The organism is Bacillus sp. AM 13(2015) (assembly GCF_001518755.1).
GTDB classification, from domain to species: Bacteria; Bacillota; Bacilli; order Bacillales; family Bacillaceae; genus Bacillus; species Bacillus safensis.
In genome coordinates, this window is the sequence record NZ_LKCP01000054.1 from 25,890 (window position 1) to 49,867 (window position 23,978).

24 protein-coding genes, 1 tRNA gene, 2 pseudogenes and 1 other annotated feature are annotated in these 23,978 nt (G+C 41.1%); of the genes and pseudogenes, 2 read left to right on the forward strand and 25 right to left on the reverse strand.

The window, feature by feature from the left end; translation table 11 throughout:
- Positions 1-11 precede the first annotated feature (11 nt).
- From leuC to ilvE, 7 genes are all read right to left on the reverse strand, one after another.
- A complete protein-coding gene (leuC, locus tag AOQ70_RS08455; RefSeq protein ID WP_039180431.1) occupies positions 12-1,427 on the reverse strand; it encodes a 3-isopropylmalate dehydratase large subunit in 1,416 nt (471 codons plus the stop codon).
- A gap of 40 nt (positions 1,428-1,467) precedes the next feature.
- Positions 1,468-2,565, reverse strand: a complete 1,098-nt coding sequence (gene leuB / locus AOQ70_RS08460; RefSeq protein ID WP_059375716.1) for a 3-isopropylmalate dehydrogenase — start codon at positions 2,563-2,565, stop codon at positions 1,468-1,470.
- An 18-nt stretch (positions 2,566-2,583) separates the two neighbouring features.
- On the reverse strand, positions 2,584-4,137 hold the full coding sequence (locus tag AOQ70_RS08465) for a 2-isopropylmalate synthase (protein WP_047202466.1): 1,554 nt from the start codon (positions 4,135-4,137) through the stop codon (positions 2,584-2,586).
- Positions 4,124-5,152: a ketol-acid reductoisomerase gene (ilvC, locus tag AOQ70_RS08470; RefSeq protein WP_024423187.1), complete on the reverse strand. Its 1,029-nt coding sequence runs from the start codon at positions 5,150-5,152 to the stop codon at positions 4,124-4,126. Before ilvC ends, AOQ70_RS08465 begins: the two co-directional genes overlap by 14 nt.
- 18 nt (positions 5,153-5,170) lie before the next feature.
- A complete protein-coding gene (ilvN, locus tag AOQ70_RS08475) occupies positions 5,171-5,689 on the reverse strand; it encodes an acetolactate synthase small subunit (protein WP_007501584.1) in 519 nt (172 codons plus the stop codon).
- Positions 5,686-7,410 carry an acetolactate synthase large subunit gene (ilvB, locus tag AOQ70_RS08480; protein ID WP_025092480.1) on the reverse strand — a complete coding sequence of 575 codons (1,725 nt, stop codon included), beginning with the start codon at positions 7,408-7,410 and terminating at the stop codon, positions 5,686-5,688. Before ilvB ends, ilvN begins: the two co-directional genes overlap by 4 nt.
- Before the next feature lie 122 nt (positions 7,411-7,532).
- Positions 7,533-7,779: a binding site (T-box leader), on the reverse strand.
- 8 nt (positions 7,780-7,787) lie between these two features.
- Positions 7,788-8,702 (reverse strand): branched-chain-amino-acid transaminase, encoded by a 915-nt coding sequence (ilvE, locus tag AOQ70_RS08485; RefSeq protein WP_039180440.1) that lies wholly within the window; start codon positions 8,700-8,702, stop codon positions 7,788-7,790.
- 433 nt (positions 8,703-9,135) lie between these two features.
- On the opposite strand from ilvE, the gene AOQ70_RS08490 reads away from it, so the two are divergent.
- Positions 9,136-10,179 carry a lactonase family protein gene (locus tag AOQ70_RS08490; protein WP_059375719.1) on the forward strand — a complete coding sequence of 348 codons (1,044 nt, stop codon included), beginning with the start codon at positions 9,136-9,138 and terminating at the stop codon, positions 10,177-10,179.
- Between the two features lie 231 nt (positions 10,180-10,410).
- On the opposite strand, the gene AOQ70_RS08495 is transcribed toward AOQ70_RS08490, so the two are convergent.
- The 9 genes and pseudogenes from AOQ70_RS08495 to AOQ70_RS08530 form a co-directional block, all read right to left on the reverse strand.
- Entirely contained in the window at positions 10,411-10,830 is a 420-nt protein-coding gene (locus AOQ70_RS08495; RefSeq protein WP_034279788.1) for a YkvA family protein, read from the reverse strand.
- Between the two features lie 95 nt (positions 10,831-10,925).
- Complete coding sequence (gene dltD, locus AOQ70_RS08500; protein WP_039180447.1) at positions 10,926-12,092, reverse strand: D-alanyl-lipoteichoic acid biosynthesis protein DltD; 1,167 nt, start codon at positions 12,090-12,092, stop codon at positions 10,926-10,928.
- Positions 12,092-12,328 carry a D-alanine--poly(phosphoribitol) ligase subunit 2 gene (dltC, locus tag AOQ70_RS08505; RefSeq protein ID WP_024423191.1) on the reverse strand — a complete coding sequence of 79 codons (237 nt, stop codon included), beginning with the start codon at positions 12,326-12,328 and terminating at the stop codon, positions 12,092-12,094. Before dltC ends, dltD begins: the two co-directional genes overlap by 1 nt.
- A gap of 21 nt (positions 12,329-12,349) precedes the next feature.
- Positions 12,350-13,534, reverse strand: coding sequence for a D-alanyl-lipoteichoic acid biosynthesis protein DltB (gene dltB / locus AOQ70_RS08510; protein ID WP_059375721.1), 1,185 nt, complete (start codon positions 13,532-13,534; stop codon positions 12,350-12,352).
- Positions 13,531-15,036 (reverse strand): D-alanine--poly(phosphoribitol) ligase subunit DltA, encoded by a 1,506-nt coding sequence (dltA, locus tag AOQ70_RS08515; RefSeq protein ID WP_059375725.1) that lies wholly within the window; start codon positions 15,034-15,036, stop codon positions 13,531-13,533. Before dltA ends, dltB begins: the two co-directional genes overlap by 4 nt.
- A gap of 14 nt (positions 15,037-15,050) precedes the next feature.
- The gene (locus tag AOQ70_RS08520; RefSeq protein WP_024427820.1) at positions 15,051-15,200 is read right to left on the reverse strand and encodes a teichoic acid D-Ala incorporation-associated protein DltX; all 150 of its coding nucleotides are present in this window, start codon (positions 15,198-15,200) and stop codon (positions 15,051-15,053) included.
- 251 nt (positions 15,201-15,451) lie between these two features.
- Positions 15,452-16,756 (reverse strand): Kelch repeat-containing protein, encoded by a 1,305-nt coding sequence (locus tag AOQ70_RS08525; RefSeq protein WP_059375729.1) that lies wholly within the window; start codon positions 16,754-16,756, stop codon positions 15,452-15,454.
- Between the two features lie 247 nt (positions 16,757-17,003).
- Positions 17,004-17,153, reverse strand: coding sequence for a DUF4241 domain-containing protein (locus AOQ70_RS20175; protein ID WP_394722197.1), 150 nt, complete (start codon positions 17,151-17,153; stop codon positions 17,004-17,006).
- A gap of 14 nt (positions 17,154-17,167) precedes the next feature.
- Positions 17,168-17,479 (reverse strand): annotated as a pseudogene (locus AOQ70_RS08530) (DUF4241 domain-containing protein); the annotation flags it as partial.
- Positions 17,480-17,958: 479 nt separating this feature from the next.
- Here AOQ70_RS08530 and AOQ70_RS08535 point away from each other — a divergent pair.
- Complete coding sequence (locus tag AOQ70_RS08535) at positions 17,959-18,678, forward strand: hypothetical protein (RefSeq protein ID WP_059375735.1); 720 nt, start codon at positions 17,959-17,961, stop codon at positions 18,676-18,678.
- Between the two features lie 154 nt (positions 18,679-18,832).
- Here AOQ70_RS08535 and AOQ70_RS08540 read toward each other — a convergent pair.
- The 9 genes and pseudogenes from AOQ70_RS08540 to AOQ70_RS19565 all read right to left on the reverse strand — a co-directional run bounded on the left by AOQ70_RS08540 (position 18,833) and on the right by AOQ70_RS19565 (position 23,920).
- Positions 18,833-18,906, reverse strand: a tRNA-Arg gene (locus AOQ70_RS08540).
- Positions 18,907-19,026: 120 nt separating this feature from the next.
- Entirely contained in the window at positions 19,027-19,551 is a 525-nt protein-coding gene (locus tag AOQ70_RS08545) for a YfcE family phosphodiesterase (protein ID WP_039180464.1), read from the reverse strand.
- A 14-nt stretch (positions 19,552-19,565) separates the two neighbouring features.
- The gene (locus tag AOQ70_RS08550; protein WP_162860205.1) at positions 19,566-20,168 is read right to left on the reverse strand and encodes an XTP/dITP diphosphatase; all 603 of its coding nucleotides are present in this window, start codon (positions 20,166-20,168) and stop codon (positions 19,566-19,568) included.
- A 10-nt stretch (positions 20,169-20,178) separates the two neighbouring features.
- Complete coding sequence (gene rph / locus AOQ70_RS08555) at positions 20,179-20,907, reverse strand: ribonuclease PH (RefSeq protein ID WP_059375738.1); 729 nt, start codon at positions 20,905-20,907, stop codon at positions 20,179-20,181.
- 151 nt (positions 20,908-21,058) lie between these two features.
- On the reverse strand, positions 21,059-22,120 hold the full coding sequence (locus tag AOQ70_RS08560; protein WP_039180469.1) for a GerMN domain-containing protein: 1,062 nt from the start codon (positions 22,118-22,120) through the stop codon (positions 21,059-21,061).
- A gap of 101 nt (positions 22,121-22,221) precedes the next feature.
- Complete coding sequence (gene racE, locus AOQ70_RS08565) at positions 22,222-23,040, reverse strand: glutamate racemase (RefSeq protein WP_126681500.1); 819 nt, start codon at positions 23,038-23,040, stop codon at positions 22,222-22,224.
- 7 nt (positions 23,041-23,047) lie between these two features.
- Positions 23,048-23,488: a MarR family winged helix-turn-helix transcriptional regulator gene (locus AOQ70_RS08570; protein ID WP_024423206.1), complete on the reverse strand. Its 441-nt coding sequence runs from the start codon at positions 23,486-23,488 to the stop codon at positions 23,048-23,050.
- Positions 23,489-23,637: 149 nt separating this feature from the next.
- Positions 23,638-23,724, reverse strand: a pseudogene (locus AOQ70_RS19235) (hypothetical protein); the annotation flags it as partial.
- A gap of 31 nt (positions 23,725-23,755) precedes the next feature.
- The gene (locus AOQ70_RS19565) at positions 23,756-23,920 is read right to left on the reverse strand and encodes a hypothetical protein (RefSeq protein ID WP_156417740.1); all 165 of its coding nucleotides are present in this window, start codon (positions 23,918-23,920) and stop codon (positions 23,756-23,758) included.
- Positions 23,921-23,978 lie beyond the last annotated feature (58 nt).

A 23,978-nucleotide genomic window follows, 5' to 3' on the forward strand; every position in this document is an offset into this window, starting at 1 on the left:
ATGACAACTCCTTACACGACTGTTTTCTCTTGATTAAACTTCCTGACATCGACAAATCGGCCATGTATCGCAGCCATTGCAGCCATTGCCGGGCTGACAAGATGCGTTCTCGCACCCTTCCCTTGACGCCCTTCAAAGTTACGGTTTGATGTGGACGCGCAGCGTTCGCCCTCCGGTACCACATCGTTATTCATACTAAGGCACATACTGCAGCCTGATTCTCTCCATTCAAATCCTGCTTCAAGGAAGATTTCATGAAGACCTTCTTTTTCTGCTTGCAATTTGACACTTTGAGAGCCAGGCACCACAATCGCTCTGACATGATCTGCTACTTTTTGTCCTTCAATCATAGAAGCGGCTTGGCGTAAATCAGTCATTCTTGAGTTCGTACATGAGCCGATAAAGACATGCTCAATCGTAATATCTTCTATACGCTGATGCGGATGGACTCCCATGTATTCGTAAGCACGAATCGCTTCTTTTTGATCATCTTCTTGTGCAAAGTCCTCAGGTCCTGGAATTGATGCATCCACAGGCAGTACCATTCCTGGGTTAATTCCCCACGTAACCATTGGTGAAATCTTATTTCCATCTAACACAATGGTTTTATCGTAGGTTGCACCTGGATCTGTTCTAAGTTCTTCCCATTCTTTAATAGCTGCTTCGAAATCTTCGCCCTGCGGTGCATATTTGCGGCCGCGGCAATATTCGAAGGTGACTTCATCAGGTGCAATCAATCCTGCTCTCGCGCCTGCTTCAATCGACATATTACAAACAGTCATCCGCTCATCCATTGTCATGTTTCTGAATACTTCCCCAGTGTATTCAATGACATAACCTGAACCGAACTTCACGCCGTGTGCACCAATGACGGCTAAAATGACATCTTTGGCGGTTACCCCTTTTTGAAGCTTTCCGTCTACTCTAATTTCTAGCGTTTTCGGACGCTGCTGCCAAAGTGTTTGTGTAGAAAGTACATGTTCAACCTCACTTGTACCGATCCCAAAGGCAAGTGCGCCAAACGCGCCGTGAGTTGATGTATGACTATCTCCACAAACGATTGTTTTCCCCGGAAGTGTCAATCCAAGCTCCGGTCCAACGACATGGACGATTCCCTGGTCAACACTGTGGAGATCAGCAAGACGAACGCCAAATTCCGCACAGTTGCGCTCTAAGGCACTCACTTGCTTTTTAGCAATCTCATCTTTAATCACAAATCGATTCACAGTTGGGATGTTGTGATCCATCGTCGCAAACGTGTTTTGAGGTCTTCTCACCTTGCGCCCTTTTTGTCTTAATCCTTCAAATGCTTGAGGTGATGTCACTTCATGCACCAAGTGCAGATCAATATATAAAAGGTCTGGTTTCCCCTCGCCGCTTTTGACTATATGCTGATCCCATATTTTTTCGATGATTGTTCGAGGCATAACCCTTTTCCTCCCTCTATCTAATTCCACAAGATTCTATTTATACAATGGTTTGCACGCGCTGCTTGAGTGCGTCTACAACCGCATTAGTGATTTCTTCAGTCGTTTGATATGTTCCCTCTTTTGCTGCTAAATCTTTTGTTCGTTTGCCAGAGGCAAGAACAGCTTCCACAGCTTCTTCTATTGCAGCCGCTTCTTCTTCTAATGCAAAGGATGTTCTAAGCAAGCTTGCTGCTGATAAAATGGTTGCCAGAGGGTTTGCAACGTTTTGCCCCGCAATATCGGGTGCTGAACCATGAATTGGCTCATATAAATGAAGGCCTGTGCTTGATAAACTAGCAGATGGCAGCATACCGAGTGATCCAGTAATCATCGAAGCTTCGTCACTTAAAATGTCACCGAACATATTCTCAGTCACAATGACATCAAATTGAGCGGGCTTGTAAATCAGCTGCATGGCTGCATTGTCGACGAGCATATGCTCAAATTCAACTTCTGGATATTGAGAAGCAATTTCCTCTACTGCTTCACGCCATAGTTTACTAGAAGCAAGAACATTCGCTTTATCCACAGACGTCACTTTTTTCCGTCTCGTTAAGGCCATATCGAACGCTTCTTTTAATACGCGGACAATTTCTTCCTTTGTATAAAGGAGCGTATCAACGGCAGCTTCTTTTCCTTCATCATCTGTATAGCGTTCGCTTGGTTCACCAAAATAGAGGCCGCCTGTTAATTCACGAACGATGACGAAATCGACTCCGTTAATGTGATCCTGTTTTAATGGAGATGCCTCGCTTAAGCTACCGAACACCTTTACAGGGCGGATGTTAGCAAATAAGTCCAGCTGTTTACGAATGGCGAGCAAGCCTTTTTCCGGACGAAGCTCTGGCGGGTTTTGATCCCACTTTGGTCCGCCGACTGCTCCTAATAAAATCGCATCAGCGCTTTTGCATACATCTACTGTTTCCTTTGGAAGCGGGTTGTTTTTTTCATCTATTGCGATACCGCCAATGAGCGCAGTTTCAAATTCGAATTCGTGCCTAAATTGAGCCGCTGTCTCTTGAAGGACAGCGACTGCAGATGTCACGACTTCCGGTCCGATTCCATCGCCGGGCAAAAGTGCAATTTTCTTTTTCATGAGAACCTTCCTCCTTTCCTATGAGATCGCGTGATGTTTCTCAATTTCAATCAGATTTGATTTGAAGATTAAATGTCTGTTCACTGCATTGACGTAAGCTTTCGCCGATGCTTCAAGCACATCTTGCGCTACACCACGTCCTGCTGTTTCTTTTCCTTCTATTGAAACAGTGACATATACTTCTGCTAGTGCATCTCTGCCTTTTCCATTTGATTGAATGCGGTAGTCCAGCAAATGAATTCTTTCTTCCATACAGCGCTCAAGCGTGTTGTACACAGCTTCTACACTGCCTGCACCTGTAGCTGCTTCTTGAATGACTGCCTGTGTTTCTTGGTTTTTCAGAGAAACTGTTGCTGTTGGCATTTGTTCTGTTCCATAATGCACTTGCAGACTTTCAAATTCGTAGCCAATTTTTCGATCTGCTACTTTTTCTTCTAATATAATAGAGATCAAATCATCATCTGTAATTTCTTTCTTCTTCTCTGTCAAGTTCTTGAAAGTCTCAAAGAATTTATTGATTTCATCTTCCGTTAGTTTAAAGCCTAGTGTTTTCATGCGGTCTTTAAACGCGTGTCTTCCGGAGTGTTTTCCAAGGACAAGCACATCTGTTGTCACACCGACAAGCTCTGGAGAAATAATTTCATAGGTTGTTTTTTCTTTGAGGAAACCATCTTGGTGAATACCTGATTCATGTGCAAAAGCGTTGTTTCCAACGACTGCTTTATTACGCGGCACAATCATTCCTGAGTATTTGCTCACTACATCACTTGTACGCTTAATTTCATTCAATTGAATCGTTGATTCGACCTGGTAAAAGTCTTTTCGAATATGAAGAGCTACTGCAATTTCTTCTAAAGCGGCATTTCCAGCGCGCTCACCAATTCCGTTGACAGCCGTTTCGATTTGATCTGCTCCATTTTCAATGGCAGCAAGTGAGTTTGCCACAGCCATTCCTAGATCATCGTGACAGTGAGCGGACAAGTTAACGCGGTCGATATTCGGAACGTGTTCCTTCATATATTTAAAGATATTCCCGTACTCTTTTGGCGCTAGGTATCCAACTGTATCTGGCAAGTTAATGACACTCGCCCCAGCGTCAATGACCTTTTCTACAATTTCTGCCAAGAAAGCAAGATCTGTACGGCACGCATCTTCTGCTGACCATTGGACAACTGGAAAACGTTCTTTCGCATATTTCACCATTGCGACAGCCTGTTCTACGACTTCTTCACGTGTTTTCTTTAGTTTATACTTCAGGTGAATGTCAGAAGTAGCAATAAAGACATGAAGCCTTGGCTCCACTCCATCTTTTAATGCTTCCCATGCAGCATCAATGTCACCTTTCACACATCGTGCAAGACCAGCAACAGAACAGTTTTTAATCGTTCTTGCAATTTCCTGTACGCCTAAGAAATCCCCTCGGGATGAAGCGGGAAAACCCGCTTCAATGATATTAACCCCAAGGCGCTCAAGCTGCTTTGCAATGATTAGCTTTTCTTGTGCATTTAAGTTCACTCCTGGTGATTGCTCTCCATCTCGAAGTGTTGTGTCAAAAAAATTAATTTTCCGCACCGACGCTCACCGCTTCCTTTTTCTTTCCTTGTTTAACGAAAGGCATCATTTCACGAAGCTTTCTACCAACGATTTCAATTTGGTGCTCATTTTCATTTGCATTGATTGCATTGAAACGTGGACGATTCACTTGGTTTTCAACGATCCATTCTTTTGCAAAAGTTCCGTTTTGGATATCAGTCAAAACAGCTTTCATCGATTCTTTTACTTTTGCATCTACAACGCGTGGTCCTGATACGAAGTCACCCCATTGTGCTGTATCAGAGATTGAATATCTCATGCCTTCTAATCCTTCTTCATACATAAGGTCAACGATTAATTTAAGTTCATGTAGACACTCGAAATATGCAAGCTCTGGCTGATAACCAGCTTCTGTTAACGTTTCGAATCCTGCTTTTACTAGTGAAGTAAGACCTCCACAAAGAACTGCCTGCTCACCGAAAAGATCCGTTTCTGTTTCTTCTTTAAATGTTGTTTCAAGAACGCCCGCTCTTGCTCCGCCGATCGCTTTCGCATAAGCAAGTGCTTTGTCTTTCGCTTGACCAGATACATCTTGATAGATAGCAAATAGGGCAGGTACACCAGCGCCTTGCTCATATGTTCTTCTCACAAGATGTCCTGGACCTTTTGGAGCTACAAGATACACATCTACGTCACTTGGAGGAACAATTTGATGGAAGTGAACGTTAAATCCGTGTGCGAATACAAGTGAGTTTCCAGCTTCTAATTGATCTTTGATTTCTTCATCATATACTTTCTTTTGCTGCTCATCTGGAAGTAGTACCATGACGACGTCTGCTTGTGCTGCTGCTTCTTTTACTGTGAATACTTGATGGCCGTCTTCTTGTGCTTTTGTATAAGATCCGCCTTTTCTCACGCCGACGATCACATCTACGCCGCTTTCTTTTAAGTTCAATGCATGTGCATGACCTTGTGAACCGTAACCAATGATTGCTACCTTTTGACCATTTAATACGTTTTCTTGAATATCACCGTTATAATATACTTTTACCATTTGACTCTCTCCTTTTGTTTAGACAATTGAAATTGTTTTATTTGTTTGCGGCTTTTGCTGATTATCTCTCGCAAAGGCCGTGGTGCCAGTTCTGGCGACTTCTTTAATGCCGTATGGCTTAAGTAATTCAATGAGTGCTTCAATTTTTGAAGACTCACCTGTCACCTGAATGACGACACTCTCTCTGCTCACATCTACAATAGAAGCTCTAAAAGGTTCAATGACCCCCGTGATCTCCATTCTAGATGCTGGTGCAGATACGACTTTTATCAAAGCCAGCTCTCGCTGAACGATTGATTGGTTTGTAATGTCTGTTACTTTCAGAACATCGATTTGTTTGTTCAGCTGTTTTGTCAGCTGTTCGATGTCTTTCTCTTGGTCTACATGGACGACGAACGTGATGCGTGATACATCTTGAATCTCAGAATGGCCGACCGTAATGCTTTCAATGTTGTAATGTCTTTTGGTAAAGAGGCCTGTGATTCTGTTCAGTACGCCTGATCGATTTAATACAGTCAACACAATAATTCTTTTCAAGGTTTCACCCCCACCATCTCATGAAGTCCTTTCCCCGGTGCTACCATCGGGAATACTTTTTCATCTCTCGCTACATTGACATCGATGAAAACAGGCTCTCTAGAGGTTAAGGCTTCTTCGAGTTTTTCTTTCGCCTCTTCGTCTGATGAGATTCTGATTCCTTTAATGCCATAAGCTTCAGATAATTTTACGAAGTCTGGCTGCTCTGAAAATTTAGAATGTGAGTAGCGTTCTTCGTAGAAAATTTCTTGCCATTGTCTTACCATTCCAAGGCTGTGATTATTGAGTACAATCACTTTGACTGGAAGGTTCAGCTCACGGATAACGGCAAGTTCTTGCAGGGTCATTTGGAAACCTCCGTCTCCTAAAATTGCTACAACGGTTGCCTCTTGATCAGCTAGCTGAGCGCCAATGGCTGCTGGTAATCCGAAGCCCATTGTGCCAAGTCCTCCAGATGTGACCCACTTATCTGCATTTTCAAATGGATAGAACTGTGCCGCCCACATTTGATGCTGTCCGACATCAGTTGCGACAATGGCTTCACCTTTTGTGAATTGATGAATGTATTCAATCAGCTTTTGAGGTTTAAAACCTTCAGCTTCGTTTTCAACGTACCAGAGTGGATATTCTTCCTTCCACTGATCTAATTGATTTTTCCATTCGTCTGATTCCCCTTGCTTCCCGTCTTGCTTGATCAGTTCTTCAAGAACGAGCTTACTGTCTCCAACAACCGGGATATGGGTATGAATGTTCTTACCAATTTCCGCTGGGTCGATGTCAATATGAGCGACCTTCGCATGTTTCGCAAAATGATTGAGGTTGCCTGTTACCCTGTCATCAAATCTTGCTCCGATTGAAATGAGCAGGTCACATTGATGAAGAGCCATGTTTGCTGCATATGTGCCATGCATACCAGCCATCCCTAGGAAAAGAGGATGCTTTGCCGGAAATCCGCCAAGTCCAAGCAATGTATGAGCGACTGGGATTTGCTGCTGCTCTACATACTGTCTTAATTCTTCAGATGCTTTGCCATGAAGAACGCCAGCTCCTGCTAGAATAACTGGTTTCTTCGCTCTGCTGACAGCTTCTACCAATTTGCGAATTTGCAAATAGTTCGGCTCTACTTTTGGCTGATAACCAGGTAAATCAATTGGCTGGTCATATTCAAACGTTCCTTCAATGCCTGCGACATCTTTTGGAATATCGATCAATACTGGACCAGGTCTGCCTGTTGTTGCAATATGGAATGCCTCTTTAATGACACCCGGTAATTCCTCTGGATTTCTTACCTGGTAGCTGTGCTTTGTAATTGGCATTGTGATGCCGAGTACATCTGCTTCTTGGAAAGCATCCGATCCAATGACTGACGTTGCCACCTGCCCTGTGAATACAACTAGGGGAAGCGAATCAATCATCGCATCTGCAATTCCTGTCACAAGGTTTGTCGCTCCAGGCCCTGATGTTGCAATGACAACACCTGGTTTACCAGATACTCTTGCGTATCCTTCTGCTGCGTGAATCGCTCCCTGCTCATGTCTTGGCAGGACATGAAATAAACCAGAATCGTAAATTTTATCGTAGATTGGTAAAACTGCTCCGCCTGGATAGCCGAAAATGACTTCTACTTTTTCTCTTTTGAGTGCTTCAATTAACATGAGTGCACCGTTCATCGTTTGTGGCGCTTTTGATTTTTCCGTCTCCATTTGTACATTTGTCCCCATTTGATTTCCTCCTCTTTGTCTTGCTTCAGTCAAGTCCTTTCACCCTTTTCCATTCAAGATAGAGATATGAGACCATATAAAAAAGCCTTCTCACCCCACAATGACACTACTTTTCACTAGGTCAAAGGGGCGAAAAAGCTTTGTTTTTCGCGGTACCACCCTTGTTCACGGCAAACCCTGCTGCCGTCTCATGGACATCTTTCGTCCATTTTGGTAACGAGTGAGCAATGTCACTCGGCCTGCCCTACTATCATTTCAAGCAGACACTCAGAGGTGAGTTCACTTTAGAAAGTAACACCGGTTTCCAGCTAGCACCGGCTCTCTGTAGATACTGACTCTAAAGCTACTAGTCCTCTTCAACGTTTATCGATATCTATTTAACTTGCATGAATGTTTTCATCTGTAAAAACAACTTTTTCTCCTTCTTCAACTACTCGCTTGCGGAATTGTTCAAGAAGTTTGTTTGTGTGGAACCCAGGTTTCCCTTCACCGATTGTACGGCCGTCAACTTTTACAACGGCGATGACTTCGGCTGCGGTTCCTGTTAGAAATACTTCTTCTGCAGTATACACATCATGTCTTGTGAAAGGTTCTTCTTTCACTTCGTAGCCTAAGTCTTCTGCAATTTCCATGATGGCATTTCTTGTGATGCCTTCAAGTGCGCCGATATAACCTGGCGGTGTATAAAGCTTGCCTTTTTTATAAATAAACACGTTGTCTGCAGAACCTTCCGCCACGTACCCTTGATCGTTCAGCATCAGCGCTTCACTCACACCGGCCATATGGGCTTCGATTCGGACAAGAATGTTATTCAAATAGTTTAATGATTTCACTTTTGGGCTAAGAACATCTGGACGATTTCGTCTTGTTGGAACCGTCACAATGTCAATACCCGTTTCATATAGGTGCTTTGGAAAAATGGCCAGCGGCTCTACAATGATCACTGTGTTGGCTCTCCCGCAGTTGTTAGGATCTAATCCAAGATCACCCGCTCCTCTTGAGACGACAAGGCGGATATAGGCATCCTTTAGGCCGTTCCTTTCAACTGTATGAATCATTTTTTCCGTGAGTTCCTCAAGTGAATATGGAATGTTCAGCATAATGGATCTGGCGGAATCATACAGGCGGTCTAAATGTTCTTTCATTCGAAAGATATTTCCGTTATACACGCGAATCCCTTCGAAAACACCGTCGCCATATAAAAAGCCATGATCGTAAACTGAAATTTTCGCATCCTCTTTTTTCACGAGTTCATCGTTTAAAAAGATCCACTGTTCCTTTTGGTCTTCCATTTTCAGTGAGCACCCTCTCTTTCAAACAAAAAGTAGTTGAATTTTCAGACACTTTATTTTGAAGTGTCAATCGCTTGCACTGCGTGTTTGTTTAGCTTTTGTTGAACCCATCTTACGCCGCTTTCCATACAGTGTCAACAGCATTTTTAAAATTATTAGACAATTTAGACTAATCAAAATTAAATGTATACGCTTACACCTTTGCTAGACAAGGAATGAAAAAACTTAAAATTTTTTGTATTTTTTCTTCAATTTATTTACTTTACATGAACGCTTTTCTTTTGAGAAAACTTTTGTGATATTTTTTCACATAATTTTTGATGAATATTGTGAGATTTCAATGACTTTGTTTTTACTTTTGGCATGCCTTTCTAAAGCGTTTTCCTATGAATTTATGATAGAATGAGAGCATCTAATAGAAGGAGGGCAATACATGGCTAACATCAGAGGTTATATCGGTACGTATACAAAGGGAGAAAGTAAAGGCGTTTATACGTTTACATTAAATACGGACAAGCAGCAGATTGAGCAAGTAGAAGTCGCTGCTGAGCTTGAAAATCCTACATATTTAACCGTGTCAGAGGATCAAAAGTTTGTTTATGCTGTTGTGAAAAAAGGATCACAGGGCGGCCTTGCTGCGTATCAAATTGATTCAACAACAGGCAGACTTCACTTCATCAACCAAGAGCTTGCCGATGGAGCTTCTCCTTGTCACGTCAGCGTGGACAGTCAAACGAAAACGGCGTATACAGCAAACTATCATAAAGGGACAGCAGAAATGTATGAGATCGATGCTGAAAATGGCTCAGTGATCCGCACGCTCTCACAGGCGCAGCATGAAGGAACTGGCCCTAACGAAGATCGTCAGGAAAAGCCGCACACCCACTTTATGGGTCTCACGCCAGATGAACAATTTGCTGTGGCTGTTGACCTTGGAACAGATGGAATTTATACGTATAAGAAAGAAGACGGAAAACTTCAGCTTGCTCATACATTTGAAACAAAGCCAGGCAGCGGACCTCGTCATATCACATTCCACCCAACGAAACCTGTGGCATATGTCATGACAGAGCTAAGCTCAGAGGTCATTGTGCTTCGTTACTTTGAAGATGGTCATTTTGAAGAGAATCAAACAATCGCGACCATTCCAAGCGATTTTACAGAGAACAATCAAGGCAGTGCCATTCATGTCTCTTCAGACGGCCAATTTGTTTATGCAGGAAATCGCGGTCATGACAGCATTGCGATTTTTAAAGCAGACGATGACGGCCAATTAAGCCTAGTCGAGATTGCTTCTTCTGAAGGAAACTGGCCTAGAGATTTTGTGCTTGATCCAACAGAAGAATTCCTCGTCGGTTCAAACCAAGAATCTAGCAATCTCGTGTTATACAAACGCGACAAAGAAACGGGACGACTCACTGTTTTACAATCAGACATCACTGTCCCTCACCCAGTTTGCGTGAAATTTTTAGGATAAAAGAAAAAAGCCTCCAATAACGGAGGCTTCAGATTGTTGACAAAGGGCTAAAATGAAAATCATTTTAGCCCTTTTTCTTCTTTTAAGCGTGATAGAAAACCTTTGCAGTCTCGGAAGGACGAGCACCGGAGCGGAGCGAATTGAAACATTCGTGAGCACTGGAGCGCAGACCTGACAAAGAATGCGAGGGTTTGTCTACACGCTAAAGCCTCCAATAACGGAGGCTTTTCTTTATGCAGACGGCATACCGCCATCCTCAAGCTTTTGATCAATCAAAGACGTATCGGTTTTTTCGCCGAACCATTTTGACAGCCTGTCTTTTGCTTTCCCTTTCACATCATCATCAATGTACATCGCTACTTGAAGCAGAGCAAATGTAATGGCTCCTAAATCATCTGTATAGCCGACACCAATCAATGTATCAGGAATGAGGTCAAGTGGAAGGATAAAGTAGCCGAGTGCTCCAATAATCAAGGTCTTTGCTTTGACCGGCACTTCGGGTTTTTGCAATGTATAGTAAAGTAATAGCACAGCATAGACAAGAGAGACACCAGCTTTTTGTGCCGTCTTTTTTAGCTTTTCCCAAAAGGCATGATCATTAAAATGCTTCTTCGAACGCTTTAATAGTTCTTTTTTCTCAGAACGATTCATCATATCGCCTCCATCTACAGCATAGCCCTTTTCCCTCAGTTATACACGATATCCGCTGATTCGACAAACAAAAAGCAGCAGAAAGCTGCTGCATTCTACTGCTCTTTGTAAAACTTTTCAATTGCTTTATCGATGTACACCCATCCTTTATAAGACACATGAATCGTATCTTTAAAGAAATATGGATCATACTCATGCTTAGTCAAATCTGCGACTTCATACCCATTATCTCGAATTTGACGATTGATTTTTTCATAATAACCTGTACGGCCTTCTTTCGGAAAACCAGTGTAATCATACCACTTTCCGTTGACAGGAATCGTTACAAACAAAGGCTTTGCCCCTGCCTGTTTTAAAATATCCAGCATGATTTGAAAATCTTTATATTCTGGTGATTCGGCATAAGAATGACCTTCACGGGAATCCTTCATCTTCTTCATGATCGGTTTCAGTTTGCGGTCAAACAGTTTTTGATTAATATAAAACGGGTTGTCCCCTGCTCTTTCCGCACCAAAAATGCTCGCTTCTTTTTCAAGCTCAGCCCATGTTTTTCCTTTAACTGAAGGAGATGGTTGAAGCTTGCGCTCATGCCCCGATCCAATCGTATAGTACATGTCTTTCTTTTGAAGCATGCCATAATACATTTTCGCAATAGGAGAAATCGCGCCATAAGCGAACTTGTTTCCAGATAGCTCTGCTTTAAAAAGCTCTGTAATCACCATGTCGTTTTTGACTGCTTTAAACTTCATGATTCTTTTAATCAGCTCTTTTTTCACAGTTGGATCAATTTCTTTATTATAGGCGAGATTCAGCGCTTGAAGTGCTGAATAGTTAGGTGCAAAGTGATTCTCGTCAGATCCCCATTTCACAAACCACTGCGGGGACACGATAAATACAAGCTTCTTCCCTTTTAATTCATCCATATGCGCTGCAAAGTTCATCGCATGAATTAATGATTGCGATCCACCTTTTCCAATAAGATAAGGTGTAAACCCTTGAGGATTCTCATGAAAGAAATTCGAAGGGTGATATGGATCAAAACGTGATAGTTCAGAAGATCCATAGATCGGCAAATAAGTTGGATCTTTTAGCATTTCATCTTGTAAATAAAGCCCTTGAAACATCCCTGGATCTAATTCTGTGGCTGACTTTTGTAATTTGTCTTTTGGGATCAGGTGTGAGAGCCATGCATTTGGTACAAGAAGAACACCAATGAATAGAACAGCCGCTAAAATAAGCGGCCCAAAAAAACGCTTTTTCATTACTTCATCTCTGCCAGCTGCTCAGCAATATGATTCGGCGTATCCCACACATCACGATCGAATTCTGTAATCGGAACAGTGATTCCGAGTTGACTTTCAATTGCCATAAGCAGTTCTACTGTACCAAATGAATCAAGAAGACCTTCTTCAAAAATCGCAATCTCTGGATTTTCTTTCACAACGTCATCCTGACAAACCTCTGCAATAATACCGTATACTTGATTTTTAAATTCCATAATTTTCTACTCCCTTAATGATTAATGATGAAATGGTTTTCCTGAAAAAATATAAAATCCGAAACAAATCACATGGAATGTAATAATGATTGACACAACCATTGTGACCTTATTATCCGGCCACCACTTGTGCTTTTTATTCCATTTCTCAAATAAATTGTAACCGGACATGACAACTGCATGATATAGTCCGTAAATAATATATTGAAGGGCAAGACCATGCCAAGCACCCATCAATAGAAAGAGGACAAAGTACCCGATATTTGATACAGCCATACGGTTCTTGATCCACTTCTTTTTGGTCATAAAGAACACAAATCTCATAAACACGTAGTCTCTGAACCAGAAGGACAGGGACATGTGCCAGCGATTCCAGAAGTCTTTAATATTGCGGCTGATAAACGGTTTATTAAAGTTCTCTGGCGATTTAATGCCCATAATATAACTCACACCTACAGCAAATGCTGTATATCCAGCAAAGTCAAAGAACAAATACATGCTGTAAGCATACATATACGTTAACTGCTGAACAAAGTGACTGCTGCTAATGTGATGAATATTCATCAGAATATACGTGTGAATCAGATAACCAATAATGAACTTATATAAGAAGCCAATGAAAATTTTATGAATACCGGAATACAGAAGATCACTGTATGCTTCCTTTTCAGGCGGTGTATCCATATCTTTTTCAAATCGGCGGTAACGGTCAATCGGACCTGATGAAATCGTCGGGAAAAAGACAATGAAATAGACCAAACGATGAATCGGAATTTTCTTCTTAATCAAGCCGTCTCTTGTCTCGATAATTAACTGAACACCTTTAAATGTTAAGTACGAGATCCCCAAAAAGCTCAGCCAGTTAATTGGCGGCGGCTGGTGCGGGTGATGAGTTAAAAAGAACGGTAATACCTTTGACAGCACAAGCGGCAAAATTGATGCCACCACTGCTGCATAGAAAACGGATGCCTGATTCGCCTTTAACCGGTATGCAAGGTACAGGCGAATGATTAAGACTTGCCACACCGTGAACAAGAAGAGCAGCAGTGCGCCATGTGCATCCTTTGAGAAAATAAGCGCGAGTGCCACAACCGTTGCAAACATGTTGTAGCCCTGCATTCTTTTGCCGCGAAGACCAAGAATGATTGTCGGCAAAAGAAGAATACCAATTAGAATGAAGAAAAAGAATGAACTAAACGGAATCATAGAAGAACCTCTTTCGCAATTCTCTTACGGTCAACCTTCCCGTTTGGTGTCATGTACAGCTGCTCCAGATAGACAAACTTTCTTGGAATCATGTACGCTGGCAGTGAATCCGCCATTTCTTTCTTAATCGCACTTGTCAGCTGATACTCTTTTTCAAATGAATGAGCTGCTGGAACAATCGCTGCAATCAAGTACTCGACATGACCGTTTGGCTGGAATGGCACAATCACACAAGCATTGACATAGGTTGTCTCGCTTACATGATATTCAATTTCTTCAAGCTCCATCCGATATCCATGAAGCTTAATTTGATAGTCAAGACGACCATGGCACGTAATTAATCCATCCTGCGCCACACCTGCGTCACCTGTGCGGTAAGCAGGGCGTCCTTCGTATTCAAAGAACACTTTATCCGTTAAGGCTTGTTCACCTAAGTAGCCTCTCGTAACGCTTGGCCCCACGATGACAATTTCGCCTTTTTCACCATCAGCAAGTGTCTTGCCTTCTTCATTTAAAATGACGATATCTGTATCAGGTTTGGCATAGCCGACTGGTAAAGAATCGTGCTGATCAAGAATCTCCTGCGTGACTTCAATCGATGTGATCGCAACAGTTGCTTCAGTTGGACCATACGTATTAAAGACCTGCGCCTTTGGAAAACGCTCCAGAAGTGCACTTGCTACAGCTACAGGAAGCGCCTCACCGCAGAACAAGAAAACTTTCAGCTCTGGTAAAAGCTCTCCTGTAAAGGAAGGGTCCATTAAGCACATTTGTACAAAGGATGGTGTTGATGTCCACACTTCAACGTCAGATTGACCAAGTGCTGCAAACATATCCTTTGGCTTGTTGACAAGATCTTTTACTAAACAGTAAAGCGTGCCGCCTGATTGAAGCGCTGGATAGAGATCCATCACTGATAAGTCAAAAGAAAATGGTGCTTGATTTAAGAATGTGCGTCCCTCACCAATTGGGAAATCCTGGCACATCCACTCTGTAAAGCTTTCTAAATTATTGGCGGTTACCTGAACGCCTTTCGGTTTTCCGGTACTGCCAGACGTATAAATAATGTAGAAAACATCATCTTGTTGAACCCACTGCGTGGATGGCGGTGCTTCTTTTTCAAGTGCTAAAAGCGATGCCGCACTCTTCACTTCAATGTGCTCTTCTACATCTAATACATTCTGCTCATTTGCACATATCAATAGACTGGCTTTTGAGCTTTCAATGATTGAGACGATGCGCTCGACAGGTATCGAGATGTCTACCGGAATATAAGGTCTGCCTGATTTTACACTGCCTAAGAAAGAAATCAGCATCTCTGGCTCCATATGACCGTATACAATGACAGGTTCACTGCCAGCTGCGACTGCATCGATCGCACCAGCCATTTGGTCTGATAAATGCCAAAGCTCACCATATGTGATCGACGCCTGTTGAGAAACAAATGCTGGCTGTGTTGGTTTCGTTTGCTGGTATTCATGAATCGTGTGTAATAGTTTCATAGTTTAATCTCCAATTAAAAATCGTTGTAAATGAATGATCCCGTATTTGCTGTGTGGAATCCGTAAATAAAGAACAATAATAGCAAAATAAGTAAGTAAAAGCTTGTATATCCTATCCATTTTACAGACTTATTTTCTGATAGCTTTTTGAATAGCATATTGATAACCTCTTTTCTTTTGACACTTATAGAGACGCATGGATCATCAAAAGAGTTTCATATCAAACCATAAAATTTTTAAGAATTGCTAAAAAAATGTCGAACCTTGGAATGTCTCTTTTGAGCAAAGCTGTCTTATTGTAACAAAGATTTAATACATTTGAAATAAAATCCGAGCTTAAATTTGCCTTAAAATTGCTGAAAGCTGTCGAACTAACGCAAAAGCCACCTAGGCGACTAGATGGCTTTGATTTCAATTACTTCTTATATTTATTGACTTCGAACATGAGAATGTTTTTAAACACTACATAATCCTTTTTACTTTCAAATGGACCTTTGTTATTGTCATGCTCGTCAATTTCATAAAAACCTGGACCTTCTCCTGCATCACGCTTTTTGTACCATGATAGGAAAGCGTTGACTTCTTTCATGGAGAGGTCATACTCTTTTTGCAAGCCATTGACCATTGTGATGATGAGTAGTGCATCGCCGTCTTCATTTGTTGCATCGTCTTTAGGCGGTGTTGTTGGTTCTGGGTCTTTGTCTCCTGGATTAGTTTTTGGTGGTGTTGCTGGATCCGGGTCTTTCTCACCTGAAGGAGCTGTAGTATCACTGTTCTTAAGACTTTTTAGTGAAATAGATAAATTAGATTTGAAATTGTCCCTAGCGTGGGTAGGGGTATCATTACTTTGCGGAATACCTCCAATTACGTAAAGTGTATCATCAACAATGGCAGATACGTGCCCCATTCGATAAGGAGCTGAAGAATTAGGGATAGTTCTTGATGTCTTAGTTTTTTTATCATAGAGAGTGACTTTGGGAACTCCACCTGTTCTTATAATTAAATCTTCAAAGTTCAATGCATCATAATAACTCCCAATTCCCCCCAGTCCTAAACTTGTCCACTGATCTATTGATGGATCGTATTCAAACGTTGCTTGTCCAGATAAAACATAGAGTTTATTTTTTATAACTACAGAATCTCCAGCTGGAGCGTCATTTTCGAATTTTTTCTTCTTTGTCCATTCTTTTGTTTTTATATCGTAACTATACGTGTTACTGTCCACCAAATGCTTTAAGGTACTTCTATAACCCAAAATATAGATTTTATTATCTATAACACCTGCATATAAATCATATGGAGCTATCTTAAATTCAAATGGGAGATCTTCTACACCCTCCCATGTATCTGTTTTGATATTATAAACTTCTACACTATTTGTAAGTCCTTGTTCTGTTCTACCACCCATTACATATATATGATCACCTACAATAACACTGGCAGCACCCATACGGCCTGTTTTCATACTAGCTTTTTCTGACCACTTATCTTGCTTAGTATCGTATACATAAGTAGTATTAGTAAATTGCTTGCTCGGACCTGTTCCACCAATTACGTAAATTTTCCCCTCATACACTTCACTTACAGCACCTACTCTTGCATCCGGCAATTCTGCTCGTTTTTCCCATTCAAGCGTTTCTGCTTTTTCTGCTTTAATAGATTGTAATGGATAACTTAATGCAGAAAATAATAAAATGAAAATAAAAAGCCATTTTTTCAAGATAACCACACTCCTTCTATTTGTTTACATAACAAATATCGGATAGTTATTTATTTTTTTCATGTTTTTGTTACTTATATATATATTTATTACTTATTTACTTACTGTTTCCCCAATGCACCTATAAATTTTTAAAATCAAACTTTCACATTTGAATTATTTCATATTTATATTAATTAATTGCTGGCATTACTCATATTTTTCTATTTCCCCATTAAAAAATCCATGATGATTCATGGGTTTCTTCTCAGTCCATTATTAGAAAATCCGTCACAAGGCAAGCTGGTTCCCCGTTTTTATCTTGCCCCCAAAAGCTTGGGTACATCCCGTCACCGAAACCTGTCGTAAACATGGCAATGTCCACCTTGTCATGAAACGGGTGACGAGCCAGCCCCATGTGTGCTTGTAGTTTTGTTCAAGCGCTTCTGCAAATTCCTCATAAAGATAAAAATCATTGTCCTCTTTATATCGTTTATCCTCATAAGCTTGAAGATATAGTGCTGCCTCCGCATCAATGAAACAGCCCATTCCCGCATTTACACCGTAGCCGAAGAACTCGTCTTCTTTCAATTGTTTGATATCCTGTCCTGATCTTGTGGCAAGCTCCCATTCTATTGGTTGCTCGTTTGTAAACTTGATCATTGCATAGACGACGCGTTCGTCACCACTTTCTAATCGCTTTACTAAAAGTAGAATAGGATATTTTCCTAGAGTAACTTTCCTTGTAAACGATTGGTCCCTTCTGAAACAAAAGGATCACAGGCAGCGATATGACCGCTCGTGATCTCTATATGACCGATCTGTTTGGCGAATAATTGATTACCTTCTGAGTGGTTTGTTGTCTCTCCATTTTCATATAGTAGGTTTGTTGGATTGATATTTTACAAGTGATCATTCCTTTCAGCACTTTTCAAAGGCATGTTTGGAACATAGATCCCAATTGTGAAATTGATAATTTTAAAAACAGGTCTATTAAGATCAACTTCATTTTTTACTATTATATAAATAAAATTATTCTTTGGGAACAATAGTAATGTTTAAGTTAGAATCAAATCATGGAGCTTTTTAGTTATTTATGTTATGAAAGCTTACTAATTTTATGATTTTTCATAGATTCTTTAAGTTTTCATTAAGTGTGAATTTTTATTTTTAGAGGATAAATGTAACTATCTAGCGAAATATAGCCATAAGGAGGGGTAAAGTTGACTGCAGTTTTATCATATGTAAATAAAGAATTTTCAATTATTCTATCTGATAACAGAATAAACTTCGGGCGCTACCAAGAACATGGTTTTGAAGATGGTCATGTTAAACTTGTTAACTTGAGAAATATGGGATGGGCGAGTGGAGCAGGTCTGTCCGATTATCTATTTAAACTAAAAGAAACATTAGCATCACATGAAATTAAAGATACAAATAATATTGAAATTTTATTTAAAAGTGTACTAGATGCATGTAAATCTGAAAATCCAATATTTGAAGAAGATATAGATGCCAGCGTAGTAGTCGCTTCTTGGATAGGTGCTAATGAAACGAGTATTTTCCTTAGAGTTGGATTTCTCTCAAACAAACATTTTGGAACAAATCTCACAATTTTAGAAAATGGATCAATAAATATTGTATATCCAGGAGATTTCCTTGAATCTCCCAATAGGATTAAATTCACAGAAAAAAAATATGATTTAAATATTGGTGAGAAAGATTTTTGGGGTAGTTTAAGGATAATGCTTAATATTTTTAAAGATATTTCACTTAGCTCAAAACAAGTAAGTAGAACTTGTGATATAGGAGTGCACCTCATACAAGAAGATGGGATTTATAAGTTTAAAATTAGTGGAGAGATAGAAACATTATTGAGCGAACTCGATACAGGAAGCATTCAAGATCGAATTGAAATTATTAGTTCTATAAATAAAAATTAATTAAATACATCTTTTTACTGCTTTGTTTTATTAAATTTACTTGAACACATCACTTGATTTTAAAAGACTATTTCAAAGCCGGGAAATAAGCAATCAAAAAAACGTCCAAATATTAGGTTAGACGTTTTTTTTGTAATCATTCATTAATTAATTACGTCCCAGGAGAGATTCGAACTCCCGACCGACGGCTTAGAAGGCCGTTGCTCTATCCTGCTGAGCTACTGGGACATGTTGTTATGTAATATGCTGTGGTGTATTACCTCAGCGACAAGATTTATTATATTACTATTGTTCTTTAAAGTCAACGGTTTTTCGAAAGTTTTTTCATAAGGGGCAAATGCTGCACCCTTATGAAATACCTTCCAATGTGACAGTGTTTTCGAGATCTTGTATGACCTGACCTTCGTCCGTGAAAAACTGTACGTTTGCTTCGCTTCCATCTAGTGTCAGTATAGCATAGCTGCGCTCTTTTCGCACTCTTGGCAAGTGTACGCTGCCAGGGTTAATGAGGAGTTTTCCTCTTAGCAGTTCACTGCCTGGAATGTGCGAGTGACCAAAGCAGATAATGTCTGCGCCTAGCTCTTCTGCACGGTAGTAGACTTGAAGTAAGGATTGTTTGATGCCATGCAGATGTCCGTGAGTGAGAAATAGTTTTCCGCCTCCATCAAGTGGGAGCAGGAGCTCTTCTTCAAAATCGCCCATAAAGTCACAATTTCCTTTGACGACTTTGTATCCTTCGAGTGCTGGGTGGTTCGTTTCGAGTTCTGAATCTCCGCAGTGGATCATCATGTCGACTTCAGCCTCATGCCGTTTGGCAATGGTTTGAAGTTCGTCTGTGAGTCCATGACTGTCACTAATAATGAGTATCTTCATGGCTTCATTCCCCCTTATTCATTTGCGTCTAGCAGTGATGAAAGCTTTTGAAGCGCGACCGCTCGATGGCTGATCTTGTTTTTCTCCTCTGGTGATAACTCGGCCATCGTCTGGTCTTTGTCTTTGACTATGAAAATTGGGTCGTATCCGAAGCCATTTTCGCCGATTGGTTTTTCTGCGATGAAGCCTTCTACTGATCCTTCTACCGTTTTTGTTTCTTTTCCCGGTATACTGACAGCAAGGGCACATCTGAATCTGGCTGTGCGGTCTTCTTTTTCAATGCCTTGAAGTTCGCTCAGCACTTTTTCCACATTCTCCGCATCATCTTTATGCTCACCTGCGTATCTCGCTGAATACACGCCAGGTTTCCCGCCTAGATAATCAATCGACAGACCGGAATCGTCTGCAATGACCATTTCACCTGCTTTGGCTTGAATAGCCTCCGCTTTGATGATGGCATTTTCTTCGAAGGTTTGTCCTGTTTCTTCAATCTCTTCAGTAAAGCCGATGTCTGCTAGTGTTTTGACCGTGAATCCTTTTGGCTCAAGAATGGCTTTGAATTCTTTCGCTTTGCCCGCATTGTGCGTTGCAATGATGGCTGTTTTCATCCTGATCAAACCCTTCTCTTTATTCGATGACTTCTCCTGTTACTGCTTTTTGCATTTCGATTAATTCTTTGATGCCCTTTTCGGCTAAATCAAGCAGTCCGTTTAGCTGTTCTCTTGAGAATGTCGCTTCTTCACCTGTTCCTTGAAGTTCAACAAAGCGTCCAGCGCCTGTCATGATGACATTCATATCTACTTCAGCAGAAGAATCTTCTTCATAGTTTAAATCTAACAGAAGACCTTGCTGAGAATCAATTCCGACGGATATCGCCGCTAAATAATCAGTAATCGGGTTTTCTTTGATGACTCCTTCAGCTCGCAGCTTTTGAATCGCGAGTGTCATGGCAACAAAAGCACCTGTGATGGACGCTGTGCGTGTGCCGCCGTCTGCTTGAATGACATCACAATCAATCCAAATCGTGCGTTCGCCAAGCTTTTCTAAGTCAACGACTGCGCGGAGTGCTCGTCCAATTAAACGCTGGATCTCCATCGTACGTCCTGTGACTTTTCCTTTAGATGATTCTCTTATCGTTCTTTGTGCAGTTGCTCTTGGTAGCATGCTATATTCTGCTGTAATCCAGCCTTTTCCTTCTCCTCTTAAAAAAGGAGGTACGCGGTCTTCGATCGATGCGTTACAAATCACCTTCGTATTTCCCGCTGAGATTAAGACAGAGCCTTCTGGGTGCGTGATGTAGCCTGCCTCTATTTCAATTTTTCTCAATTCGTCATATTGTCTTTCATCTAATCTCATGTTTTACCTCCGTTACGATATACATTCCGCGCGTATGCCAGCGGGGTTCTCCTACTAACTTTGACAACCTCGGCTTGTTCTAACCGCTCGGAATAAAAAAGAGGCAGCGAATATGCATGCCTCTTTTTCTCCATTATATCAATGTGTGACGTTAAAAACTACCTGTATTCACTTGTTCTGGTCGTGAAACCGGCTTTGTGAGCTCTGCTCCTTTTTCGTTCACAAGCTCAGCCTTGCCGTTGACCTTAACAGATACGCTTTTGACGTCCGGCAGCTCGGTTAATGTGAGCACAATGCTATTAAGAACTTTTTGTGAAATCACCTTTTTCTTTTCATCTGCACTGCCAAAAATAGATTCGTTGAAATCAAGTGTCACATGTCCATCTTTTACTTTTGGTACATCATTCAGCTTCACATCTTGATCAAAGTCTGTAAGCAAATGGCTTTTTTTGCTTGGTCCAGAGACGAGCTCATCAATTGCTGCTGTAATCGGATCATCCTCGTCTTTTGGTGCTCTTGTGGTGACCGGAACGTAGTAGGTCTGTTCATCAGATTCAGCTAAATAGTAGACAGTAACAGGCTTTGTTGAAGTCATATCAGCGGCAGCCTCGTGCTGGATATTAATCCCGTCTTCTCTGCTTAAATCATCTGAGATGGGTGTACCGTTCACAGGCATTTCTTTTAGTTCATGTCCATTCATCTTCAATTTGACTTTGGCTATGGAATCAAACTGTGTTAACGTCCAAGTAACAGATTGCAGGATTCGCTGTTCGTCTTCTTTTTTATAGTTTTTAAATTCATTTGAAAAATCCACAATCGCCGTTCCATCTTTAATATCGACAGATACGCTCGTGTCCGCAGGCAACACTGCTCTGAATCCATTCGGCATTAAGTTAGAAATAGGTCCCCCGTCCACGAGATATTCAAGGGTTTGTTTGGCACTTCCTTCATTTTTCGGCAGCGGAATGGATTGAGATACGACATACCCGTTTTTATCAATTAAATATAATTCTCTCATCACCGTATCTGCCTGCTTCTCTTCTTTTCCTTCTTTGGCTGTTTGTTTATCTTCTTTATTTTCTTTCACATATGTGACGTTTTGTGGTGGATCAATCTCTGTTTTCGCTTGGTCTGTTTGAAACAATCCGCATCCTGACAAAAGCATGGCTGACGCGATACACGTAACAGCTGCTGTAGATCCTTTTTTCAGCATACTTCACCCTCCTCTAGTAGTTTGTACTACTATGTATACGAGCTCCCCCCGAGGATTAGACCCTTTTCATAAAAAAATAACCCACTTCAAATAGAAGCGGGTTATTGCTGGTAGATATGTTCAAGTGACACGGTTTCGACCTTCCCTGGCAGGTAGCCAAACCAGTCACGAGCGATGTTTTGAAAATTTTGCTGCTGCCCTGTTGTGTAAAATGTATGGACAGGTGCTTCTTTAGAGGTATTTAACAGCCCTTTATATGAAAGAATCGTACTTGCTTCTCTCGCTGTCTCATCCCCTGATGAAATGATGCTGACATCACTGCCCATAAAGCGCTGAATCGGTTCTTTTAAAATTGGATAGTGTGTGCAGCCAAGAATAAGTGTATCAATTCCTGTTTCTTTCATCGGTTCAAGGGAATCTTTCACGACTGCCTCTGCTGTCTGATCTAAAAACGTACCGCTTTCCACAAATGGGACAAGGAGCGGACACGCCAGACTTTGAACTGTTAGACCTGCTTTTAGTGACAGCAGTGCTTCTTTGTATGCCTCGCTTTTGATCGTATTGACTGTGCCAATAACGCCAATATGCTGGTTGTTTGTCACCTTGATCGCTGTGCGGGCGCCGGGCTGAATGACACCAATGACCGGAATATCAAGCGTTGCTTTGATTTCGTCCAGTGCGATCGCTGTTGCTGTGTTGCACGCAATGACGAGCATTTTAATATGGTGGTGTTTTAATAAGTAGTGCGCCATTTCCCAAGTATATTGAAGAACTTCTTCTTCTTTACGAGGGCCATATGGACATCGTTTTGTATCGCCTACATAAATGATGTTTTCTTTTGGCAGTTGTCTCATGATTTCCTTTGCAACGGTTAAACCGCCGACGCCGGAATCAATGACGCCGATTGGTTGATCCAACAAAATCGCCTCATTTTCTTTTCATTTGCTGCTGTAGTTTCGTTAAGGATTGGTTGAAAACGATGGCTTCTTCTTCTGAGAAAGCCCCTAGAAGTTCACTGACGTATTCTTGGCGTTTAGCAATCACTTCTTGAATGATCCTCTCGCCTTCAGGCAATAAATGAATGCGAACCACGCGGCGGTCAGATGGATCTTTCACCCGTTCGACAAGTTCACTTTTTTCCATTCTATCAATTAAATCAGTGGTTGTGCTGCAAGCCAAATACATCTTTTGTGACAGCTCACCTATTGTCATATCTCCGAATTCATAGAGCCACTGAAGCCCGATGAATTGTGGAGGTGTAATTGTATATTGATTCAGGATTTCTCTGCCTTTTTGCTTAATAATTGCAGCAATGTGGCGCAATGATTTTTCAATCTCTGCAACATGGCCAGACTCATTCGTTTCCATTTTATTGATACCTCACTATAGCATCTCACTTTGATTAAAACGTACATGTCTATTTTCCTCGTTTTTCAAAGAAAATGCAAGAAGAGACTCATGGAAACCATATAGAAATAACCGGTTCCTTCCCGATATGGAAGGAAAACCGGCTGACTTTAGAGCTCTAGCTCACCCATACGCAGAAGCTCGACTACGGCCTGTGAACGGCCTTTGACTCCTAGCTTTTGCATGGCATTTGCTAAGCGTACCTTTTGCAAATCTTTATCCGTGCTGTCATTTGAATCTGTAATAGATGTTTATTTTCCCATTTGGATCAATTACGATACGATCGATCAGCTTTTCAAACACATGTTTTAAATCTTTTTCTCTATCTTCAAGTTCTTGAATGACTGCTTTCATTTCGATGATTGAATTCTTCTCATTTTGTACATGTTGCAACGAAAATAAACTCTGTTCAAGATTTGTTATTTTGGCCTGATGTCGTTCCGTTTAGTTT